Origin of the sequence: Halobacillus faecis, from assembly GCF_007991335.1 — a bacterium.
GTDB lineage: Bacteria > Bacillota > Bacilli > Bacillales > Halobacillaceae > Halobacillus > Halobacillus faecis.
In genome coordinates this window covers 33,382-49,351 of the sequence record NZ_BJYD01000036.1, presented here as the reverse complement: position 1 = coordinate 49,351, position 15,970 = coordinate 33,382, and the positions used below count along the sequence as shown (strand labels likewise).

Genomic DNA, 15,970 nt, shown 5'->3' with positions numbered 1-15,970 from the left:
CCGCCACGTCATTAAGAAAACCTTCAGGATTCGTTCCTGAAGGTTTTTTGTGTTTTATATTCGAACCTGTTCTTTCTCTACTATTTCATCAAAATCTATTTTCTTTATTTTATATGTATAAGGTTGATAGATTCGGAGATACTATTTGTAAAGGCGTAAGAACGATAGAGAGGAGGAGAACGAATGAGCCGGAAAGATTATTGCAGCATATGTGATAAAGAAACAGAAAAGGGAATTTATCTATTAAGGGTTTTTATTTGTGAAGATTGTGAGGAAGAGATGATCGACACGCCTGCCGATGACCCGAAATATGATTATTTCGTGAAGCGTATGGCCAAAGCCCATCGTTCTATGATTCCATCTTAATATAAATGAGCGTAGCAGCTATGAAGAAGAATACATCCATCCTCGTATGAGGGTGGATTTTTTATTGTCCAACTATATAACATTTCGCGCTGCGAAGATCCCGCCTCCAGTGTCAGATCCTCACTACAAAGCTAAGTGTCATACGGATGACTACCTGCGTTCAGCCGTTATATGCTCATCGTGTCCACGGGGGCTTGTGTTTTTACTATGACTAAGGGTGTATTGCTTGTCAGTAGCTATTTATGTAAGCTTGAACATGGAAGAAGGTGATTCATATGGATCCTACATATATGCCGCTGTACGAAGCGCTTAAACGGAATATAGAACGAAATCCTTTATCTTTTCATGTTCCTGGTCACAAGTATGGAACAGTGTTTAATAAACAGGCCTATGAAACCTATCAATCAATCTTACAGTTGGACGCTACAGAAGTCGAAGGTCTGGATGATCTGCACGCTCCAGAAGGTGTGATTGAAGAAGCTCAACAAATAGCCAGTGACTTTTTTAATAGTGACCACACCTTTTTTCTCGTGAATGGTACAACGGTCGGAAATATGGCTATGATCTTATCTGTTTGTCATCCTGGGGATGAGATTATTGTCCAGAGAAATTGTCATAAGTCTGTACTGAATGCTCTTGAACTTTCGGGGGCATCCCCTGTATTTATTTCTCCAAGGTATGAAAGGAAAACAGGACGACATAGTCAAGTTTCTGCGGAGGATGTCGAGCAAGCATTAAAGAACCATCCTGATAGTAAAGCTGTGTTTCTGACTTACCCGGATTACTTTGGAAGGACGTATGATTTGGAAAAGATCGCAGAAGTCGTTCATAGCTCCCGTATCCCCTTACTGGTGGATGAGGCCCATGGGGTTCACTTTCAACTCGGAAAGCCCTTCCCTAAGGCTGCCCTAACAGCAGGCGCAGATGGTGTGGCCCAATCTGCCCATAAGATGGCTCCAGCGATGACCATGGCTTCATTCCTTCACGTCCAAGGAGACAGAATTGATCTCACCCGAGTTCGTCATTATTTGCAAATGCTTCAGTCGAGCAGTCCTTCCTATCCCCTTATGGCGAGTTTAGACGTGGCGAGGGCTTATTTAGCTTCTTGGAATTCTTTGGACAAGAAGGAGTTGTTGTCTTTCTTAGAACAAGTGAATTCCTTGTTCAGATCATATGACTATTGGGATGTAAAAACTACGAATGATCCGTTGAAGCTTACACTTGAAGTTCGAGGAGGAACCGGTTTTGAATGGGCGGACGCCCTGGATGCCGTAGGGATCGTACCGGAACTTGCTACAACGAATCAAATTCTGCTCGTGTTTGGACTCGCCCCGAGTATGGATTTAATGCTTTTGAAAGAACTACTTAACACCTTGGATTCCCAATTAAAAAAGCATACAAACCGTGCTACAATAATAGAGGATCAAGTCCATTTTCCGGCGGTTCAAAAACTGGAATACAGCTATTCCTTCATGCAAAGAATGGCCGTGGTGAGAGTGGATTGGCAAGAAGCTGCAGGATGTGTGGCAGCAGAAGCAATTATCCCTTATCCACCAGGCATTCCTTTAGTTATGAAGGGAGAGCGGTTGGATAAGCAACACATAGCTCAGGTGCATGCCTTGGTGAGTCAGGGTGCACGCTTTCAAAATACAGGTATGGAACAAGGTGTTCTTGTTTTTAAAGGAGAATAGATGTGAAAGGTTTGTTTGTAACATTCGAGGGTGGCGATGGAGCTGGTAAATCCTCCATCCTGCGTGAGATTGGAAAAGAATTGAGAGAGCAAGGGTATTCCGTCCTCGAAACGAGAGAACCTGGCGGGATCCGTATCGCAGAAAAGATACGAGAAGTGATCCTTGACCCTTCTCATACAGAAATGGATGGGCGTACAGAAGCTCTGCTCTATGCAGCTGCACGCAGGCAGCATCTCGTAGAAAAAGTCATCCCAGCCTTAAATGAAGGGAAAGTCGTGCTTTGCGACCGGTTTGTAGACTCCAGTCTTGCCTATCAGGGAGCGGCCCGCGATCTTGGTCTGGAGGAAGTTTTTAAAATCAACGAATTCGCGATTGATGATCACATGCCGGATGTGACTTTGTTATTTGATATCAAGCCTGAACGAGGGTTGGAGAGAATTGCTGCGAACCAGGGAAGAGAGAAAAACCGTCTTGACCTTGAACATATAGGTTTTCATGAAAAAGTTTATGATGCCTATAAGCGACTGGCTGCACAAAATAAGGAGCGCATCAAGGTAATCGATGCTGATCAGGAGTTCGAATCTGTGAAAAAAGAGGCGTACCACGTTTTGAGCAATTACCTGCCATCATAATTCCCAGGCATTTGTTATAATAGGAGAAAACACCCAACAGGAGGGTATGATTGCATGAAGATGATCATTGCGGTCGTTCAGGATAAAGATAGCAATCGTTTGACGGATGCCTTAGCGGAGAATGATTTTAAGACGACCAAACTATCAACGACAGGTGGATTCTTACGGGAAGGAAATACCACATTCATGATCGGATGTGAAGATGATGAAGTCGATGATGCACTGGACATTATTAAAGATAATTGCAGCCAGCGTGAACAGATGGTCGCTCCGATTTCACCCATGGGGGGAAATGCGGACTCGTACATTCCAAAGCCAGTAAAGGTCGAGGTAGGAGGAGCCACTGTATTTATTTTGCCGGTCGATTCCTTTTTTCAGTTTTAACTTAGAAGGGGTACAAGTATGAAGATCAATCAAGAAATACGGACACAAATGGATGCGGCAAAAAAACAATCCTCTCATCAGACGAACGGCAAGCCTAGTTTTGATGCGATGGTCCAGTCCCAATCGCGGCAGCTTCAAGAAGCTCAACTGAACCAGCTGATGAATCGTATCACGGCACAGGGGGAGCGGGTGGCAAGAGCTCGGTCCTTCCGTGATTTGGCTAAATACAAGCGTCTCATCAAAGATTTTATGAAAGAATCCGTTCAATATGGGATGAACTTGAAGCATTCTCATAGTTGGAATGCACATGGACAGACTCGTAAGTTAACGATTGTAGAATCTGTCGATGAGAAGTTATCTGAACTGACAGAGGCAGTCATGGATCAAGAAAAGCGAACGGTTGACCTGCTTGGACTGATCGGTGAAATCAAAGGTTTGCTCATCAATTTATATACGTAAGGGCGGAAGTAGTATGCAGACTTGGACACAAATGAAAGACATCCAGCCTCTAGCTGCGCAAATGCTGATGAACAGTTTCAAAAAGGATCGAATCTCACATGCCTATTTGTTCCAGGGTAATCGCGGGACCGGTAAACGGGAAATGAGTATTCTTTTTGCGAAAAGCATTTTCTGCAAAAATAGAGAAGGGGCGGAACCTTGTCAGAGCTGTCGGGACTGCCACCGGATCGATTCAGGGAACCACCCTGATTTGCACTGGGTTGAGCCTGAGGGACAATCCATAAAAAAAGAACAAATCCTTCACTTGCAAAAAGAATTTACCTATACAGGCCTTGAGTCAAACCGAAAAGTCTATATCATCGTCGATGCAGAAAAAATGACGGTTAATGCTTCGAACCGGTTATTGAAATTTTTAGAGGAACCGAGCCAGCAGACGACAGCGATGCTACTTACAGAAAGCGGTCCGACCATTCTGGATACCATCAGGTCCCGCTGTCAATTGCTCGCCTTCCAGCCTCTGAATCCCTTCCGTGTTCAGGAGAAACTGGTCGAAGAAGGCGTCTCTGAATCGAATGCGAGACTTTTGTCATCGTTAACAAATAACTTGACAGATGCCCTCGAGATGAATGAAGATGAGTGGTTTGCGAATGTGCGAAAACTAGTGATACAATTAATTGAAGTGCTTCAAAATAAACCAAATGAAGGACTTTTGTTTATCAACCATCAGTGGATGCCTCATTTTAAAGAGCGAACGCAGCTACAGCGTGGTCTGGACGTGTTGATGCTCTGGTTTCAAGATGTCATTAACCAACTTTTGGACCGGGAAGAATCGATTATTTTCACGACAGAGAGAGAAAGATTAAACCAGGCAGCGATGCGTTGGTCACGTCAGTCAGCCGCGCGGAGCTTAACGGATATCCTTGAGGCGAAACGAAAGATAAATCAAAATGTCCATCCTAATTTAGTGATGGAACAACTTACCCTTCAACTACAGAGGTGATGATCGAATGATCGAAGTTGTAGGTGTCCGATTTAAGCAGGCGGGTAAGGTATATTATTTCGATCCGGGGGGACTGCGGATGACGACGGATGATTATGTCATCGTCGAAACCGTACGCGGGATCGAATTCGGAAAAGTTGTCATTGCTAATAAATCCATAGATGAAGAAGACGTTGTTTTACCTCTTAAAAAAGTCATCCGTATGGCAGATGATAAAGATAAAGTGACGGTGGATGAAAACAAAGACAACGCCGCAGAAGCTTACCGGGTTTGCGAAAAGAAAATCCGTGAACATAAATTGGACATGAATCTTGTGGATGTCGAATACACGTTTGATCGTAATAAAGTGATCTTCTACTTTACGGCTGATGGCCGTGTGGACTTCCGTACATTAGTCAAAGATCTTGCGTCTGTCTTTAAGACGAGGATCGAACTGCGCCAAATCGGTGTCAGGGATGAAGCGAAAATGCTCGGGGGGATCGGTCCATGTGGACGGATGCTTTGTTGCTCAACGTTTTTAGGCGATTTCGAACCTGTTTCTATAAAAATGGCCAAGGATCAGAACTTATCCTTGAATCCAGCGAAAATTTCCGGCCTTTGCGGCCGCTTGATGTGTTGTCTCAAGTATGAGAATGATGATTACGAAAATGCGAAGAAAGAGCTTCCTGACCTCGGTGAAAGCATTGCGACATCCTTCGGTAAAGGAAAAGTCGTAGGGCTTAATATGCTGGAGCGTATGGTGCAGATTGAATTCCGAGACCAAGAGCGCGTCCTTGAATACTCTCTGCAAGAGCTGATCGATGAAGGAGTTCTTCAAACCGAAGCCTCAGAATAAAGGGTGGAGTCGATCGTGAAGAAGAAAGCCATATTTGAACAAGTATCCCATTTTGAAAGTCAAATCGGTGAGCTCTATGAGCAGCTCGGCGATTTAAAAAAACAGCTGGCTTATCTCTTAGAAGAAAACCAGCATTTATCGCTTGAAAATCATCATTTGCGACAACGTTTAGAGAAAGAGAATGAAAAAGAGCAATCTTCTTCAGGATCCAAGCAGGACAAAGGGGCAGTCGTCGGGGAAGGCTATGATAACCTCGCAAGACTATACGAAGAAGGCTTTCACATTTGTAATCTTCATTTTGGCAGCCCGAGAGATGAAGATTGTCTCTTTTGCTTATCTTTCTTGAACAAAAAGAAATAATTCCAGGTCCAAGCCTTTCCTTGCTCGTTCGAGGAAGGGCTCTCTTTATATCATGGGTGGGTTAAGAGTGGCTTTCGAGATGTTTGCCTGAGTTAGGTAGCTTCGGGAAAAGGTTCGCTTTCCGTGGGGGACGCTGAGCTTCCTCACGCTATGCTCTACGGGGGACAGCTGCCCTGCAAATCCCATTGTCTCGAAACTGAGTATCAAAATTATATATCATAGAAAATAGAGTGAAAAAAGAAAGGAAAGCGGCAATGGTTCAATTATATGGAGATGAACGAATTGATTTTTTATTAGCGAAAGAAGACATGCGGATCATCCAAAGTCCGAGCGTATTCGCATTTTCGTTGGATGCGGTGTTACTCGCAGACTTTACTTACGTACCAAAAACGCGCGGAAAAATCCTGGATTTATGTACAGGTAATGGGGTTGTCCCTCTTTTTCTTTCCACGCGATCCAATGTTCCGATTACTGGAGTGGAAATTCAGGAGCGGCTTTATGACATGGCCCTCCGTAATATCGAACTAAATGATCTCGGAGATCAACTGGATATGATTCATGGGGATTTGAAAGACATGCCCGGTCATTACGGGAATGACAAATTCGACCTTGTCACCTGCAATCCCCCCTACTTTCCAACTCCAAAAGCGGATGAACAGAATTTAAATGAGCATTTGGCGATTGCCAGGCATGAGATTCACTGCAGTTTAGAAGACGTTGTTGAAGCTTGCAGCAGGCTCGCCAAATCCGGGGGTAAAGTATCTATGGTTCATCGCCCTGAGCGCATGGTGGAAATCATCCAACAATTCAAGAAGTACAAGCTCGAACCGAAGCGGATGCGTCTCGTGTATCCGAAAGAAGGAAAAGAAGCGAACATTCTACTGATTGAAGGTGTCAGAGACGGAAAGCCAGGTCTGAAATTCTTACCTCCATTGTACGCTCTTACGAATGAGGACGAATATACACCAGAACTAAGGGAAATTCTTTATGGAGAATAGTCATTTTGTTTATATGCTTAAATGTAGCGACGGTACCCTTTACACCGGATACACGAACAATCTGGAAGCTAGACTAGAAAAGCATCAGAGCGGCAAAGGGGCCAAATATACAAGGGGGAGAGGCCCTCTCGTATTAGAGGCATATGAGGTGTATGAAACGAAGTCAGAAGCCTTACGACAAGAATACCGGCTGAAACGAATGACAAGGAAAGAGAAAGAAAATTGGATTCATCAAAGACAGGAAGAGGTGAGCGTGGATGAACGTACAAAAAAGTTTCATGAATCATGAGCAAGGAACGCTTTATATCGTCCCCACTCCCATCGGTAACTTGGAAGATATGACCTTCCGTGCCGTCAATACTTTAAAAGAAGTGGACATGATTGGTGCCGAGGATACGCGAAATTCTAGAAAATTGCTCAACCATTTTGAAATCTCTACGACACTTGTCAGTTACCATGAACATAATAAACATACGAAAGGACCGGAGTTGCTTGAAAGACTTCGGGATGGAAAGAACATTGCCATCGTGAGTGATGCCGGCATGCCAGGAATATCAGACCCTGGAACAGATCTTGTCCAAAGAGCAGTGGAAGTAGATGTGCCAGTGGTTGTTCTACCAGGTGCGAATGCCGCATTACCTGCGCTCGCAGGGTCAGGTCTTTCTACGGAAGGGTTCTACTTTCATGGATTTCTTCCTAGGAAAAAGAAAGATCGCGCCGCCGTTTTACAGCAACTTCAATCCGTTCAAGTTACCTTGATTTTTTATGAATCTCCCCACCGATTGAAAGAGATGTTGAGCCATGTCCATGACGTGCTTGGAAATCGAAAAGCATCGCTGGTCCGGGAATTAACAAAACGGTATGAAGAATATGTCCGTGGGGATTTGGGTGAACTCGTCGACTGGGCCCATTCTGAACAAGTCCGTGGAGAATTTTGTGTAGTGATTGAAGGAGCCGATGACGTAGAATCGGAGGATAGCCAGTGGTGGACGCGTTTATCTGTCGTCGACCACGTCCAGCATTATATCGAAAACGATGGAATGAGGAATAAAGAAGCGATAAAACAGACGGCTTTAGACCGGAAGCTCCCGAAACGGGAAGTTTACCAGGCCTATCACGTAGAAGAATAATATAAGAAACACGAAAAAACCCCTTACTGTCAGGCCTGTGAACAGTAAGGGGTTGCTTTAACATATGTCTTTTTTCTCTCTGTTACCAGTAAATCGTCTCTTTTCTATTTATCTCTAAATCTAATTTATTTAAGGTTGTCTTGTAATTCTGAAAGCAGCATTTGTGCGCCTTCCTTGCTTAGGACTAGATTGCCGTTTGCCAGTTTCATATTTTCATCTGAAACTTCCCCTGTGACATGGCAAGTCATGTTGGGCTTATATTTTTTAAGGACGATGCGATCATCATCCACATAAATCTCCAACGCGTCCTTTTCGTTAATGCCTAATGTGCGTCGTAGTTCGATCGGAATAACCACGCGACCGAGCTCGTCCACTTTACGTACGATACCTGTAGATTTCATATTTCTGTCTCCCCTCAATCAAAAGTTTTGCTGTCATGTTTCGACATATGTCTCGACAATATAGTACCAACCATTCCCAGACGTGTCAATTACTTAAAAAGGGATAAGAATTTCCAACTCTACATACTGGTACAGGTATTGAAAATGGGTGAGTGAAGCGTTTCATCCAGGCCTCTTTCCATCTCAACCCATCCCTTTCATCCCATATCTGGTTGGTTTATCCAACATGTCTATATACATTTTATTTTACCAGAGTATTTACAGATGTGAAATTATAATGTTTGGTTCTTTTGACAGTTTTACGTAAAATTCGGTATATTTTAATGTTAGGAATGGAAATAAAGAAGATAAATCGATAGAATGATACCATGACCTTTTATGACTTATGGTATGAAGATTTTGAGGAGGGAATAGGATGCCTGAGGAAAACAAGACGTTTTATATAACGACACCTATTTATTACCCTAGTGGTAATTTGCATATTGGACATGCTTATACAACCGTAGCTGGTGATGCAATGGCCCGCTACAAACGTTTGCGGGGGTACGATGTGATGTATCTGACCGGAACGGATGAGCATGGACAGAAGATCCAGCGGAAGGCAGAGGAAAAAGGAGTCTCTCCACAAGCTTACGTTGATGATATTGTGAGCGGAATTAAACAATTATGGGATAAACTCGATATCTCCTATGATGACTTCATTCGTACAACGCAGGATCGCCATAAAGTGGTGGTTGCGAAAATTTTCGATTACTTAATGAAAAAAGGCGACATCTATCTGGATGAGTATGAAGGTTGGTATTGTACCCCGTGTGAATCCTTTTTCACAGAACGTCAGCTTGAAGACGGCCGCTGTCCGGATTGTGGCGGGGAAGTTGAAAAAGTGAAAGAAGAATCCTACTTCTTCAAGATGAGCAACTATGTCGACCAATTGCTTGAGTTCTATGAAAAGAACCCGACGTTCATTCAGCCCGAGAGCCGAAAGAATGAGATGATCAACAACTTCATTAAACCAGGACTTGAAGACTTGGCTGTTTCCAGGACGACATTTGATTGGGGAATTGGGGTACCAGGGAATGAGAAGCACGTCATTTACGTATGGATTGATGCGTTGAGTAACTATATTACAGCGCTGGGCTATGAAAGTGATGATGATTCTAAATACCAAAAATATTGGCCGGCAGATGTTCAACTTGTCGGAAAGGAGATTGTACGTTTCCATACAATCTATTGGCCGATCATGCTGATGGCTCTTGATCTTCCTTTGCCGAAGCAGGTATTTGCCCATGGCTGGATCTTAATGAAAGATGGAAAAATGTCCAAATCTAAGGGGAATGTTGTAGACCCGGTTCAGTTGAGCGACCGTTATGGTCTCGATGCTCTTCGTTACTACTTGCTTCGTGAAGTACCATTCGGTTCAGATGGGGTCTTTACACCAGAAGCATTCGTTGAACGTACGAACTATGACCTTGCGAATGACCTTGGGAACCTGTTGAACCGCACAGTGGCGATGATCAGTAAATATTTCAATGGTGAAATTCCAGCTCTGAAACTGGGAGAAGATGAATTTGATCAAAGCCTTGAAAAACTTGCCCAAGAGACGAGAATCTCGGTCGAAGATTCACTCGAGAACATGGAGTTTTCTGTGGCTCTTGCAGATCTTTGGAAATTCGTCAGCCGTACGAATAAATATATTGATGAAACACAGCCTTGGGTTCTGGCTAAAGATGAGAACCAAAAAGAACGCCTTGGTAATGTAATGGCTCACCTTGCTGAATCTCTACGTCAAATCGCCGTTATGCTTCAGCCGTTCTTGACGCAGACGCCTGAGCGTATCTTCCAGCAGCTTGGAGTAACAGCAGATGAGCATAAAGCATGGGAAAGCTTAAGCGAATTTGGAATTCTTCCATCTGGGACGAAAGTACAAAAAGACCAGCCGATCTTCCCGCGTCTCGATGCGGAAGAAGAAACCCAAATCATTAAAGACATGATGAAGAAATCAGCTCCTCAAAAAGAAGAAAAGAAAGAGGAGAAAAAGGATCAAGCAGAAGAAGTAACCATTGATGACTTCATGAAGCTTGATTTCCGTGTCGCCGAAGTCGTGAAAGTAGACAAGGTGAAAAAAGCAGATAAGCTGCTGAAAATCCAACTGGACCTCGGATATGAGCAGCGCCAAGTCGTCTCAGGCATTGCCGAACACTACACTCCGGAAGACCTTGTTGGTAGAAAAGTCATTTGCGTAGCCAACTTGAAGCCGGTCAAACTCCGCGGGGAATTGTCTGAAGGGATGATACTTGCAGGGGAAGATGACAATGGTTTATCTTTGGCATCTGTGGATCAGTCGTTAAAGAATGGTACGAAAGTGAAATAACACACCAACAAAAAGGGAAAGCTCTCCATAGTGCTTTCCCTTTTTTACATGATGATTATTTGATGAAGGTGGGAATAAGAATGTTGTTTGATACGCACGTCCACTTGAATGCAGATCAGTTCGAGGAGGACTTGGAAGATACGATTGAAAGAGCTCAAGAAGCTGGTGTCAAGTATATGACCGTTGTAGGCTTCGACAGGAAAACGATTCCGAAAGCAATGGACATTGCTGAGAGGTATGAAGATATTTATGCCGCTGTAGGCTGGCATCCCGTTGATGCCATTGATATGACGGAAGAGGACCTTCACTGGATCGAAGAATTGTCCCAGCACCCAAAAGTTGTCGCGATCGGAGAAATGGGACTTGATTATCATTGGGATAAATCACCGAAAGACGTGCAAAAAGAAGTGTTCCGTAAACAGATCCGTCTGGCAAAGAAAGTGAAGATGCCGATCGTCATACACAATCGGGAGGCGACCGATGATATCGTTGAAATTCTCAAGGAAGAAAATGCTGCGGAGGTTGGCGGTATCATGCACTGTTATAGCGGGCCGGTTGAAACGGCGTTTGAGTGTATCGATATGAACTTTATGATTTCCTTGGGAGGTCCTGTCACCTTTAAAAATGCAAAATTACCGAAAGAAGTGGCCAAAGCAGTGGACCTAAAGCATTTATTAGTTGAAACGGACTGCCCATTCCTTGCTCCGCATCCAAACCGTGGGAAACGAAATGAACCTGCGTATGTGCAACTGGTGGTGGAACAAATCGCCGAGTTGAAGGGTATTTCCTATGAAGAGGTCAGTAAAACCACAACCTCGAATGCTCTCGAATTCTTTGGAATTCAGTCGTAATAACGGAAATCTTGGAAGGTTTATTACAAAAGCCACCCAATTGTATGGGAAATGTAACATGTTTGTTATGTTAATCGTATAGGTAAAATAGCATAATAGAGGAGTCAGTGATGGTCATGCTGGCTCCTCTATTTTTGTGTAAAGAGGATCCATTTGACATGAGTTTGTCACTTGACTACAATAAAACGCGTGCTTTAGAAAGGAGGCCAAAGGATGAAAATAGGAAACCTGTTAAAATCAGCCATTAGTCATATGATGGTATGGGCAACTGTGATTGCCGTCCTATGCATCGCCTTTTTAGTAACCGTTTCGTATGAAGCTACTAAAGCTTCTGTGCAAGTGACACAAAATGGGCAGAAAGAACTGATCCGCACTCATGCTGATACAATCGATGAATTATTATCAGAGCTCGATGTCACTGTCCAACAACATGATGAATTATCACATAACTTATCCGATCCGGTTGAGTATGGAATGGATGTCACCTACATAGCATCTAAGTCTATCAATCTAGCCATCGATCGTAACCATACAGAAGAATACTTTACAACTGCCTCGACGGTGGAGGAATTCTTTGAGCAGGAGGGTCTGGAGTTCAATAACCGGGATGAAGTTTCCCATGATCCTGATACTCTCATTGAAGAAGGTATGGACATTGAAGTCCAGCAGGCCTTCCAAGTGACCGTCAATGACGGCGGGGAATCTGAAAAAGTCTGGACCACGGCGTCAACAGTTGACGAACTGCTTCAAGAAGAGGGAATTACCCTGAACGAACTGGATGAACTGAATATCAGTGAAGAAGGAGAGCTTTCCTCTGACGAAAAGGTCACGATCACTAGAGTCGAAAAAGTGACGGATATTGTGGAAGAAGAAGTTGACTTCACAGTGGAAACGAAGAAAGACAATTCTCTTCCAAAAGGGAAAAAGAAAGTCGTTTCCAGTGGTGAAAAAGGTTTGATTACGAAGGAATACGAAGTGATTTTGAAAAACGGCGAGGAAACAAGCCGTGAACTGGTCAAAGAAACAGTGGAACAAGAGAGTAAGACAGAAGTCGTTGCTCTTGGAACGAAAGTAGAGAAAAAAGCGTCACCTGCTTCAAGCTCGTCCAGCTCTTCTGGTTCTTCCCGTTCTTCTTCCAGTGAAGCTACTACGGTATCTCGAAACGATACAAGTGGAGCGAAGACTTTATATATGCATGCCACCGCCTACACGGCGAATTGCACGGGCTGTTCTGGTATTACGGCTACAGGCATTAACTTGAAAGCGAATCCTAACCAAAAAGTTGTAGCGGTTGACCCGAACGTTATTCCACTAGGAAGTCGCGTCTGGGTAGAGGGATATGGGTATGCCATTGCCGGAGACACAGGTGGAGCCATTAACGGCAACCGAATTGATCTATTCGTTCCTTCCAGGAGCGAAGCTCTTAAATTCGGTTCGCGTAATGTAAAAGTGAAAATATTGGACTAATGGAGATAGCAGAGGAATCGTTCCTCTGCTTTTTTCCGTGTATAGAGTCATGGTATGCTATGGAAAGATGATGAAGGGAACGCAACAGGAGGAAGGTACGTGAGAATAAAAGAAGTGATTGTCGTGGAAGGGAAAGATGATACGGCCCGAATTAAATCAGCCGTCGATGCGGATACCATTGAAACGAATGGTTCTGCAATTGATGAGCACGTTCTTGAGCAGATCAAACATGCCCAGGAGAAAAGAGGGGTCATTATATTTACAGATCCTGATTACCCTGGAGAGCGGATCAGAAATATCGTAAGCCAGCATGTTCCTGCGTGCAAGCATGCCTTTTTACCGAAACATCAGGCAAGGGCCAAACATGACAAGGGAATCGGAATCGAACATGCGTCAATTGCTGATATCCGGGAGGCATTGTCTGCGGTTTATGAACTAGTGGATATCCAAGAAGGTGAAATAGTAAAAACTGATCTCGTTAACTACGGGCTCATCGGAGGGCCAAAAGCAGGTAAACGGCGTGAGAAATTGGGGATACACCTCAAAATTGGCAAGACGAACGGAAAACAGTTGTTGAAACGATTGAATATGTTCCACATTACATCCCACCAGCTGAATGAAGCGATGGATAAGATCATACAGGAGGAAAGAGATGAACAGTAAAGCAGTAGCCACACCGACAAGAACGAAAGAAATTTTGCAGACCTTTGGGTTTTCCTTTAAGAAAAGCTTGGGGCAAAACTTTTTAATTGATGTCAACATCTTAAAAAATATTATCGCAGAGGCGGGGATCGACCGTTCAGCAAATGCGATAGAGATTGGACCAGGGATTGGGGCTTTAACAGAACAGCTGGCACAGCACGCCGATCGTGTCGTCGCTTTTGAAATCGACCAGCGTCTCCTTCCCATTCTCAAAGAAACCCTTGGTTCCTATGACAATGTTGAAGTCATCAATCAGGATATACTGAAAGCGGATGTTGCCCGTGTGATCGCTGACCAGTTTAAGCCTGGTCAACCGGTCCGTGTCGTAGCCAACCTTCCTTATTATATTACGACGCCTATTCTTATGAAACTTCTGATGGATCGATTGCCGATCGACAGCATAACTGTCATGATCCAGAAAGAAGTGGCGGATCGCATGGCTGCTGAACCGAATACGAAAAGCTACGGTTCTCTATCCATTGCCGTTCAGTATTATACAGAAGCAAGTGTCGTATTAAATGTACCTAAGACCGTCTTTATGCCCCAGCCGAATGTCGATTCTTCGGTTTTGCATCTGGAAATGAGGGAGAAACCGCCTGTTGATGTTGAGGATGAAGAATTCTTCTTCGACGTTGTGAAAGCAACATTCGGTCAACGCAGGAAAACATTAATGAATAACTTAGCCCGTCATTTTAAAGGGGAAATGGATAAGGAAGAGTTGAGAAGCCGCTTGGAGAAGGTCAATATCGAACCATCTCGACGCGGGGAATCTTTATCAATGCAGGAATTTGCCGATCTAGCCAACGTTTTATATAAGTAATTGTAAATAGACACAAAGCCCATGCTCACACATACACTACAGTAGTGTATAGAGTGAGGTGGGGAAGTGATGATATCAAGTGGAGACCTTGTAACACGGAAATCCTATCAGCACGACATCATTTTTCGAGTGAAGTCAGAGAAGGGACCGCTCTTAAAATTGATGGGCGAACATGTACGACTCGAGGCCGACGCCCCTCTCGATGATCTTGAAAAAGTAACCGGAGCTGAGTATCACCGTAGAAAAAGTGAAGTGGATGAGAAAGAAGCCTATTCCTACCGTTTGTTTCGTCAGGATTACAGGCTGCTCAAAGAAAAAAGGGAAGCAGAAGCGGGGAGCGGCTATACAAGCAATAAAGAAACGAACTATTTTCAAATTCCGCCCCGTATTCTTCATATAGATGGAGATCCATTGTTTTTGAAGAAATGCATTGCTTTATATGAACAACTTGGTTTGCAAGTCCATGGACAATATCTTCATGAAAAGGAGATGCCCAACCAAGTCCTGTCCCTAATAGAAAAAGTGCACCCGGAAATTGTCGTTTTGACGGGACACGACTCTTACTCCAAAGCGAAAGGAACCATCAGGGAGTTGGAGTCTTATCGTCATTCCAAATATTTTGTAGAAGCTGTGAGGAACATAAGGAGAAAATACCCGAACTTCGATCAAATGGTCGTCTTTGCGGGTGCCTGCCAATCCCATTTTGAATCGATCATCAGGGCCGGAGCGAACTTCGCGAGCTCACCTGCACGGGTTAACATTCATGCCATTGACCCGGTCTATGTTGCTGCCCGTGTGGCGTACACTTCTTTTATGGATCATATCAACATTTGGGAAGTCATTCGCAATACCATAAGTGGAGAAGATGGCCTTGGCGGAATTGAAACCAAAGGATTGCTCCGTATCGGTATGCCCTATACCGAAAACCAAACCGAAGAAACCGAAGAAATATAAAACCAAGCCGTCATGTCGCCATGACGGCTTTTTTATACTTACCTTCAACAATCGCGAGCTTTGGTGGGAGAGATCTATGTATGTGTATTTAAGAAAATGAAAAAAGGTTACATACTTTTCCTTGAATTGGATAAGCTAACCAGGACCGATTATTTATATCATTCTGTTGCATTGTTAATGCTCAGTTGGTATAATTAATAATTTTATTTGACTTTGTCCCAGGTCTGTGGTAAACTAAATTACAGTGAGGTGGAGTGCAGTGGCTAAAACGTTAGTAGAAATCAAGCAATCCCTTGAAGGGCAAATTGGTAAACGTCTAACTTTGAAAGCAAACGGCGGACGCCGTAAAACAATTGAGCGATCCGGTGTATTGGCAGAAACATATCCTGCTGTTTTCATTGTAGAGCTGGATCAAGAAGAAAATGCTTTTGAACGTGTATCTTACAGCTATGCAGATGTACTTACAGAGACAGTCGAATTGAACTTCGACGACCTACAGACTATGGCACTTGAGCAGTGAACCAACCGTTTGCTGCTTTTTTATTTTGT

At 43.7% G+C, this 15,970-nt stretch carries 19 protein-coding genes; 18 read left to right on the top strand and 1 reads right to left on the bottom strand.

Annotated elements, in window-relative coordinates; genetic code table 11:
* Window positions 1–183: 183 nt before the first annotated feature.
* The 11 genes from HFA01_RS17945 to rsmI all read left to right on the top strand — a co-directional run bounded on the left by HFA01_RS17945 (window position 184) and on the right by rsmI (window position 7,855).
* Window positions 184–366: a sigma factor G inhibitor Gin gene (locus tag HFA01_RS17945; RefSeq protein ID WP_146818752.1), complete on the top strand. Its 183-nt coding sequence runs from the start codon at window positions 184–186 to the stop codon at window positions 364–366.
* A 275-nt stretch (window positions 367–641) separates the two neighbouring features.
* Window positions 642–2,057 carry an aminotransferase class I/II-fold pyridoxal phosphate-dependent enzyme gene (locus HFA01_RS17940; protein ID WP_146818751.1) on the top strand — a complete coding sequence of 472 codons (1,416 nt, stop codon included), beginning with the start codon at window positions 642–644 and terminating at the stop codon, window positions 2,055–2,057.
* Between the two features lie 2 nt (window positions 2,058–2,059).
* Window positions 2,060–2,689 (top strand): dTMP kinase, encoded by a 630-nt coding sequence (tmk, locus tag HFA01_RS17935; protein WP_146818750.1) that lies wholly within the window; start codon window positions 2,060–2,062, stop codon window positions 2,687–2,689.
* A gap of 54 nt (window positions 2,690–2,743) precedes the next feature.
* Window positions 2,744–3,073 (top strand): cyclic di-AMP receptor DarA, encoded by a 330-nt coding sequence (darA, locus tag HFA01_RS17930; protein WP_146818749.1) that lies wholly within the window; start codon window positions 2,744–2,746, stop codon window positions 3,071–3,073.
* Window positions 3,074–3,091: 18 nt separating this feature from the next.
* On the top strand, window positions 3,092–3,532 hold the full coding sequence (locus HFA01_RS17925) for a YaaR family protein (RefSeq protein WP_146818748.1): 441 nt from the start codon (window positions 3,092–3,094) through the stop codon (window positions 3,530–3,532).
* A 13-nt stretch (window positions 3,533–3,545) separates the two neighbouring features.
* Entirely contained in the window at window positions 3,546–4,532 is a 987-nt protein-coding gene (gene holB, locus HFA01_RS17920; protein ID WP_146818747.1) for a DNA polymerase III subunit delta', read from the top strand.
* A gap of 7 nt (window positions 4,533–4,539) precedes the next feature.
* Window positions 4,540–5,367 (top strand): PSP1 domain-containing protein, encoded by an 828-nt coding sequence (locus HFA01_RS17915; RefSeq protein WP_146818746.1) that lies wholly within the window; start codon window positions 4,540–4,542, stop codon window positions 5,365–5,367.
* Between the two features lie 15 nt (window positions 5,368–5,382).
* Window positions 5,383–5,727: a DNA replication initiation control protein YabA gene (yabA, locus tag HFA01_RS17910; RefSeq protein WP_115824783.1), complete on the top strand. Its 345-nt coding sequence runs from the start codon at window positions 5,383–5,385 to the stop codon at window positions 5,725–5,727.
* A gap of 254 nt (window positions 5,728–5,981) precedes the next feature.
* Window positions 5,982–6,725, top strand: coding sequence for a tRNA1(Val) (adenine(37)-N6)-methyltransferase (locus tag HFA01_RS17905; RefSeq protein WP_146818745.1), 744 nt, complete (start codon window positions 5,982–5,984; stop codon window positions 6,723–6,725).
* Entirely contained in the window at window positions 6,715–7,014 is a 300-nt protein-coding gene (locus tag HFA01_RS17900; protein ID WP_146818744.1) for a GIY-YIG nuclease family protein, read from the top strand. Before HFA01_RS17905 ends, HFA01_RS17900 begins: the two co-directional genes overlap by 11 nt.
* Window positions 6,983–7,855: a 16S rRNA (cytidine(1402)-2'-O)-methyltransferase gene (gene rsmI, locus HFA01_RS17895; RefSeq protein ID WP_146818743.1), complete on the top strand. Its 873-nt coding sequence runs from the start codon at window positions 6,983–6,985 to the stop codon at window positions 7,853–7,855. The genes HFA01_RS17900 and rsmI overlap by 32 nt, the downstream gene beginning before the upstream one ends.
* A gap of 125 nt (window positions 7,856–7,980) precedes the next feature.
* Here rsmI and abrB read toward each other — a convergent pair whose 3' ends face one another.
* Window positions 7,981–8,256 carry a transition state genes transcriptional regulator AbrB gene (abrB, locus tag HFA01_RS17890; RefSeq protein ID WP_075038313.1) on the bottom strand — a complete coding sequence of 92 codons (276 nt, stop codon included), beginning with the start codon at window positions 8,254–8,256 and terminating at the stop codon, window positions 7,981–7,983.
* 415 nt (window positions 8,257–8,671) lie between these two features.
* On the opposite strand from abrB, the gene metG reads away from it, so the two are divergent.
* From metG to veg, 7 genes are all read left to right on the top strand, one after another.
* Window positions 8,672–10,627, top strand: coding sequence for a methionine--tRNA ligase (gene metG, locus HFA01_RS17885; RefSeq protein ID WP_146818742.1), 1,956 nt, complete (start codon window positions 8,672–8,674; stop codon window positions 10,625–10,627).
* Window positions 10,628–10,707: 80 nt separating this feature from the next.
* Window positions 10,708–11,478, top strand: a complete 771-nt coding sequence (locus tag HFA01_RS17880) for a TatD family hydrolase (RefSeq protein WP_146818741.1) — start codon at window positions 10,708–10,710, stop codon at window positions 11,476–11,478.
* A gap of 213 nt (window positions 11,479–11,691) precedes the next feature.
* Window positions 11,692–12,945 carry a G5 and 3D domain-containing protein gene (locus HFA01_RS17875; protein WP_146818740.1) on the top strand — a complete coding sequence of 418 codons (1,254 nt, stop codon included), beginning with the start codon at window positions 11,692–11,694 and terminating at the stop codon, window positions 12,943–12,945.
* A gap of 99 nt (window positions 12,946–13,044) precedes the next feature.
* Window positions 13,045–13,608, top strand: a complete 564-nt coding sequence (gene rnmV, locus HFA01_RS17870; protein WP_146818739.1) for a ribonuclease M5 — start codon at window positions 13,045–13,047, stop codon at window positions 13,606–13,608.
* Window positions 13,598–14,467 (top strand): 16S rRNA (adenine(1518)-N(6)/adenine(1519)-N(6))-dimethyltransferase RsmA, encoded by an 870-nt coding sequence (gene rsmA / locus HFA01_RS17865; RefSeq protein ID WP_146818738.1) that lies wholly within the window; start codon window positions 13,598–13,600, stop codon window positions 14,465–14,467. The genes rnmV and rsmA overlap by 11 nt, the downstream gene beginning before the upstream one ends.
* Window positions 14,468–14,536: 69 nt before the next feature.
* Window positions 14,537–15,421 (top strand): sporulation peptidase YabG, encoded by an 885-nt coding sequence (yabG, locus tag HFA01_RS17860; RefSeq protein WP_174787840.1) that lies wholly within the window; start codon window positions 14,537–14,539, stop codon window positions 15,419–15,421.
* 259 nt (window positions 15,422–15,680) lie between these two features.
* Window positions 15,681–15,941, top strand: coding sequence for a biofilm formation stimulator Veg (gene veg / locus HFA01_RS17855; RefSeq protein ID WP_035511778.1), 261 nt, complete (start codon window positions 15,681–15,683; stop codon window positions 15,939–15,941).
* Window positions 15,942–15,970 lie beyond the last annotated feature (29 nt).

Excerpts from the sequence above, each read along its gene's own strand:
- HFA01_RS17945 (WP_146818752.1), top strand. The coding sequence starts at position 184 with ATGAGCCGGAAAGATTATTGCAGCATATGTGATAAAGAAACAGAAAAG.
- yabG (WP_174787840.1), top strand. The coding sequence starts at position 14,537 with ATGATATCAAGTGGAGACCTTGTAACACGGAAATCCTATCAGCACGAC.
- rsmI (WP_146818743.1), top strand. The coding sequence starts at position 6,983 with ATGAACGTACAAAAAAGTTTCATGAATCATGAGCAAGGAACGCTTTAT.
- HFA01_RS17940 (WP_146818751.1), top strand. The coding sequence starts at position 642 with ATGGATCCTACATATATGCCGCTGTACGAAGCGCTTAAACGGAATATA.
- rsmA (WP_146818738.1), top strand. The coding sequence starts at position 13,598 with ATGAACAGTAAAGCAGTAGCCACACCGACAAGAACGAAAGAAATTTTG.
- HFA01_RS17925 (WP_146818748.1), top strand. The coding sequence starts at position 3,092 with ATGAAGATCAATCAAGAAATACGGACACAAATGGATGCGGCAAAAAAA.
- darA (WP_146818749.1), top strand. The coding sequence starts at position 2,744 with ATGAAGATGATCATTGCGGTCGTTCAGGATAAAGATAGCAATCGTTTG.
- HFA01_RS17900 (WP_146818744.1), top strand. The coding sequence starts at position 6,715 with ATGGAGAATAGTCATTTTGTTTATATGCTTAAATGTAGCGACGGTACC.
- HFA01_RS17875 (WP_146818740.1), top strand. The coding sequence starts at position 11,692 with ATGAAAATAGGAAACCTGTTAAAATCAGCCATTAGTCATATGATGGTA.
- metG (WP_146818742.1), top strand. The coding sequence starts at position 8,672 with ATGCCTGAGGAAAACAAGACGTTTTATATAACGACACCTATTTATTAC.
- HFA01_RS17915 (WP_146818746.1), top strand. The coding sequence starts at position 4,540 with ATGATCGAAGTTGTAGGTGTCCGATTTAAGCAGGCGGGTAAGGTATAT.
- HFA01_RS17880 (WP_146818741.1), top strand. The coding sequence starts at position 10,708 with ATGTTGTTTGATACGCACGTCCACTTGAATGCAGATCAGTTCGAGGAG.
- holB (WP_146818747.1), top strand. The coding sequence starts at position 3,546 with ATGCAGACTTGGACACAAATGAAAGACATCCAGCCTCTAGCTGCGCAA.
- HFA01_RS17905 (WP_146818745.1), top strand. The coding sequence starts at position 5,982 with ATGGTTCAATTATATGGAGATGAACGAATTGATTTTTTATTAGCGAAA.
- abrB (WP_075038313.1), bottom strand. The coding sequence starts at position 8,256 with ATGAAATCTACAGGTATCGTACGTAAAGTGGACGAGCTCGGTCGCGTG.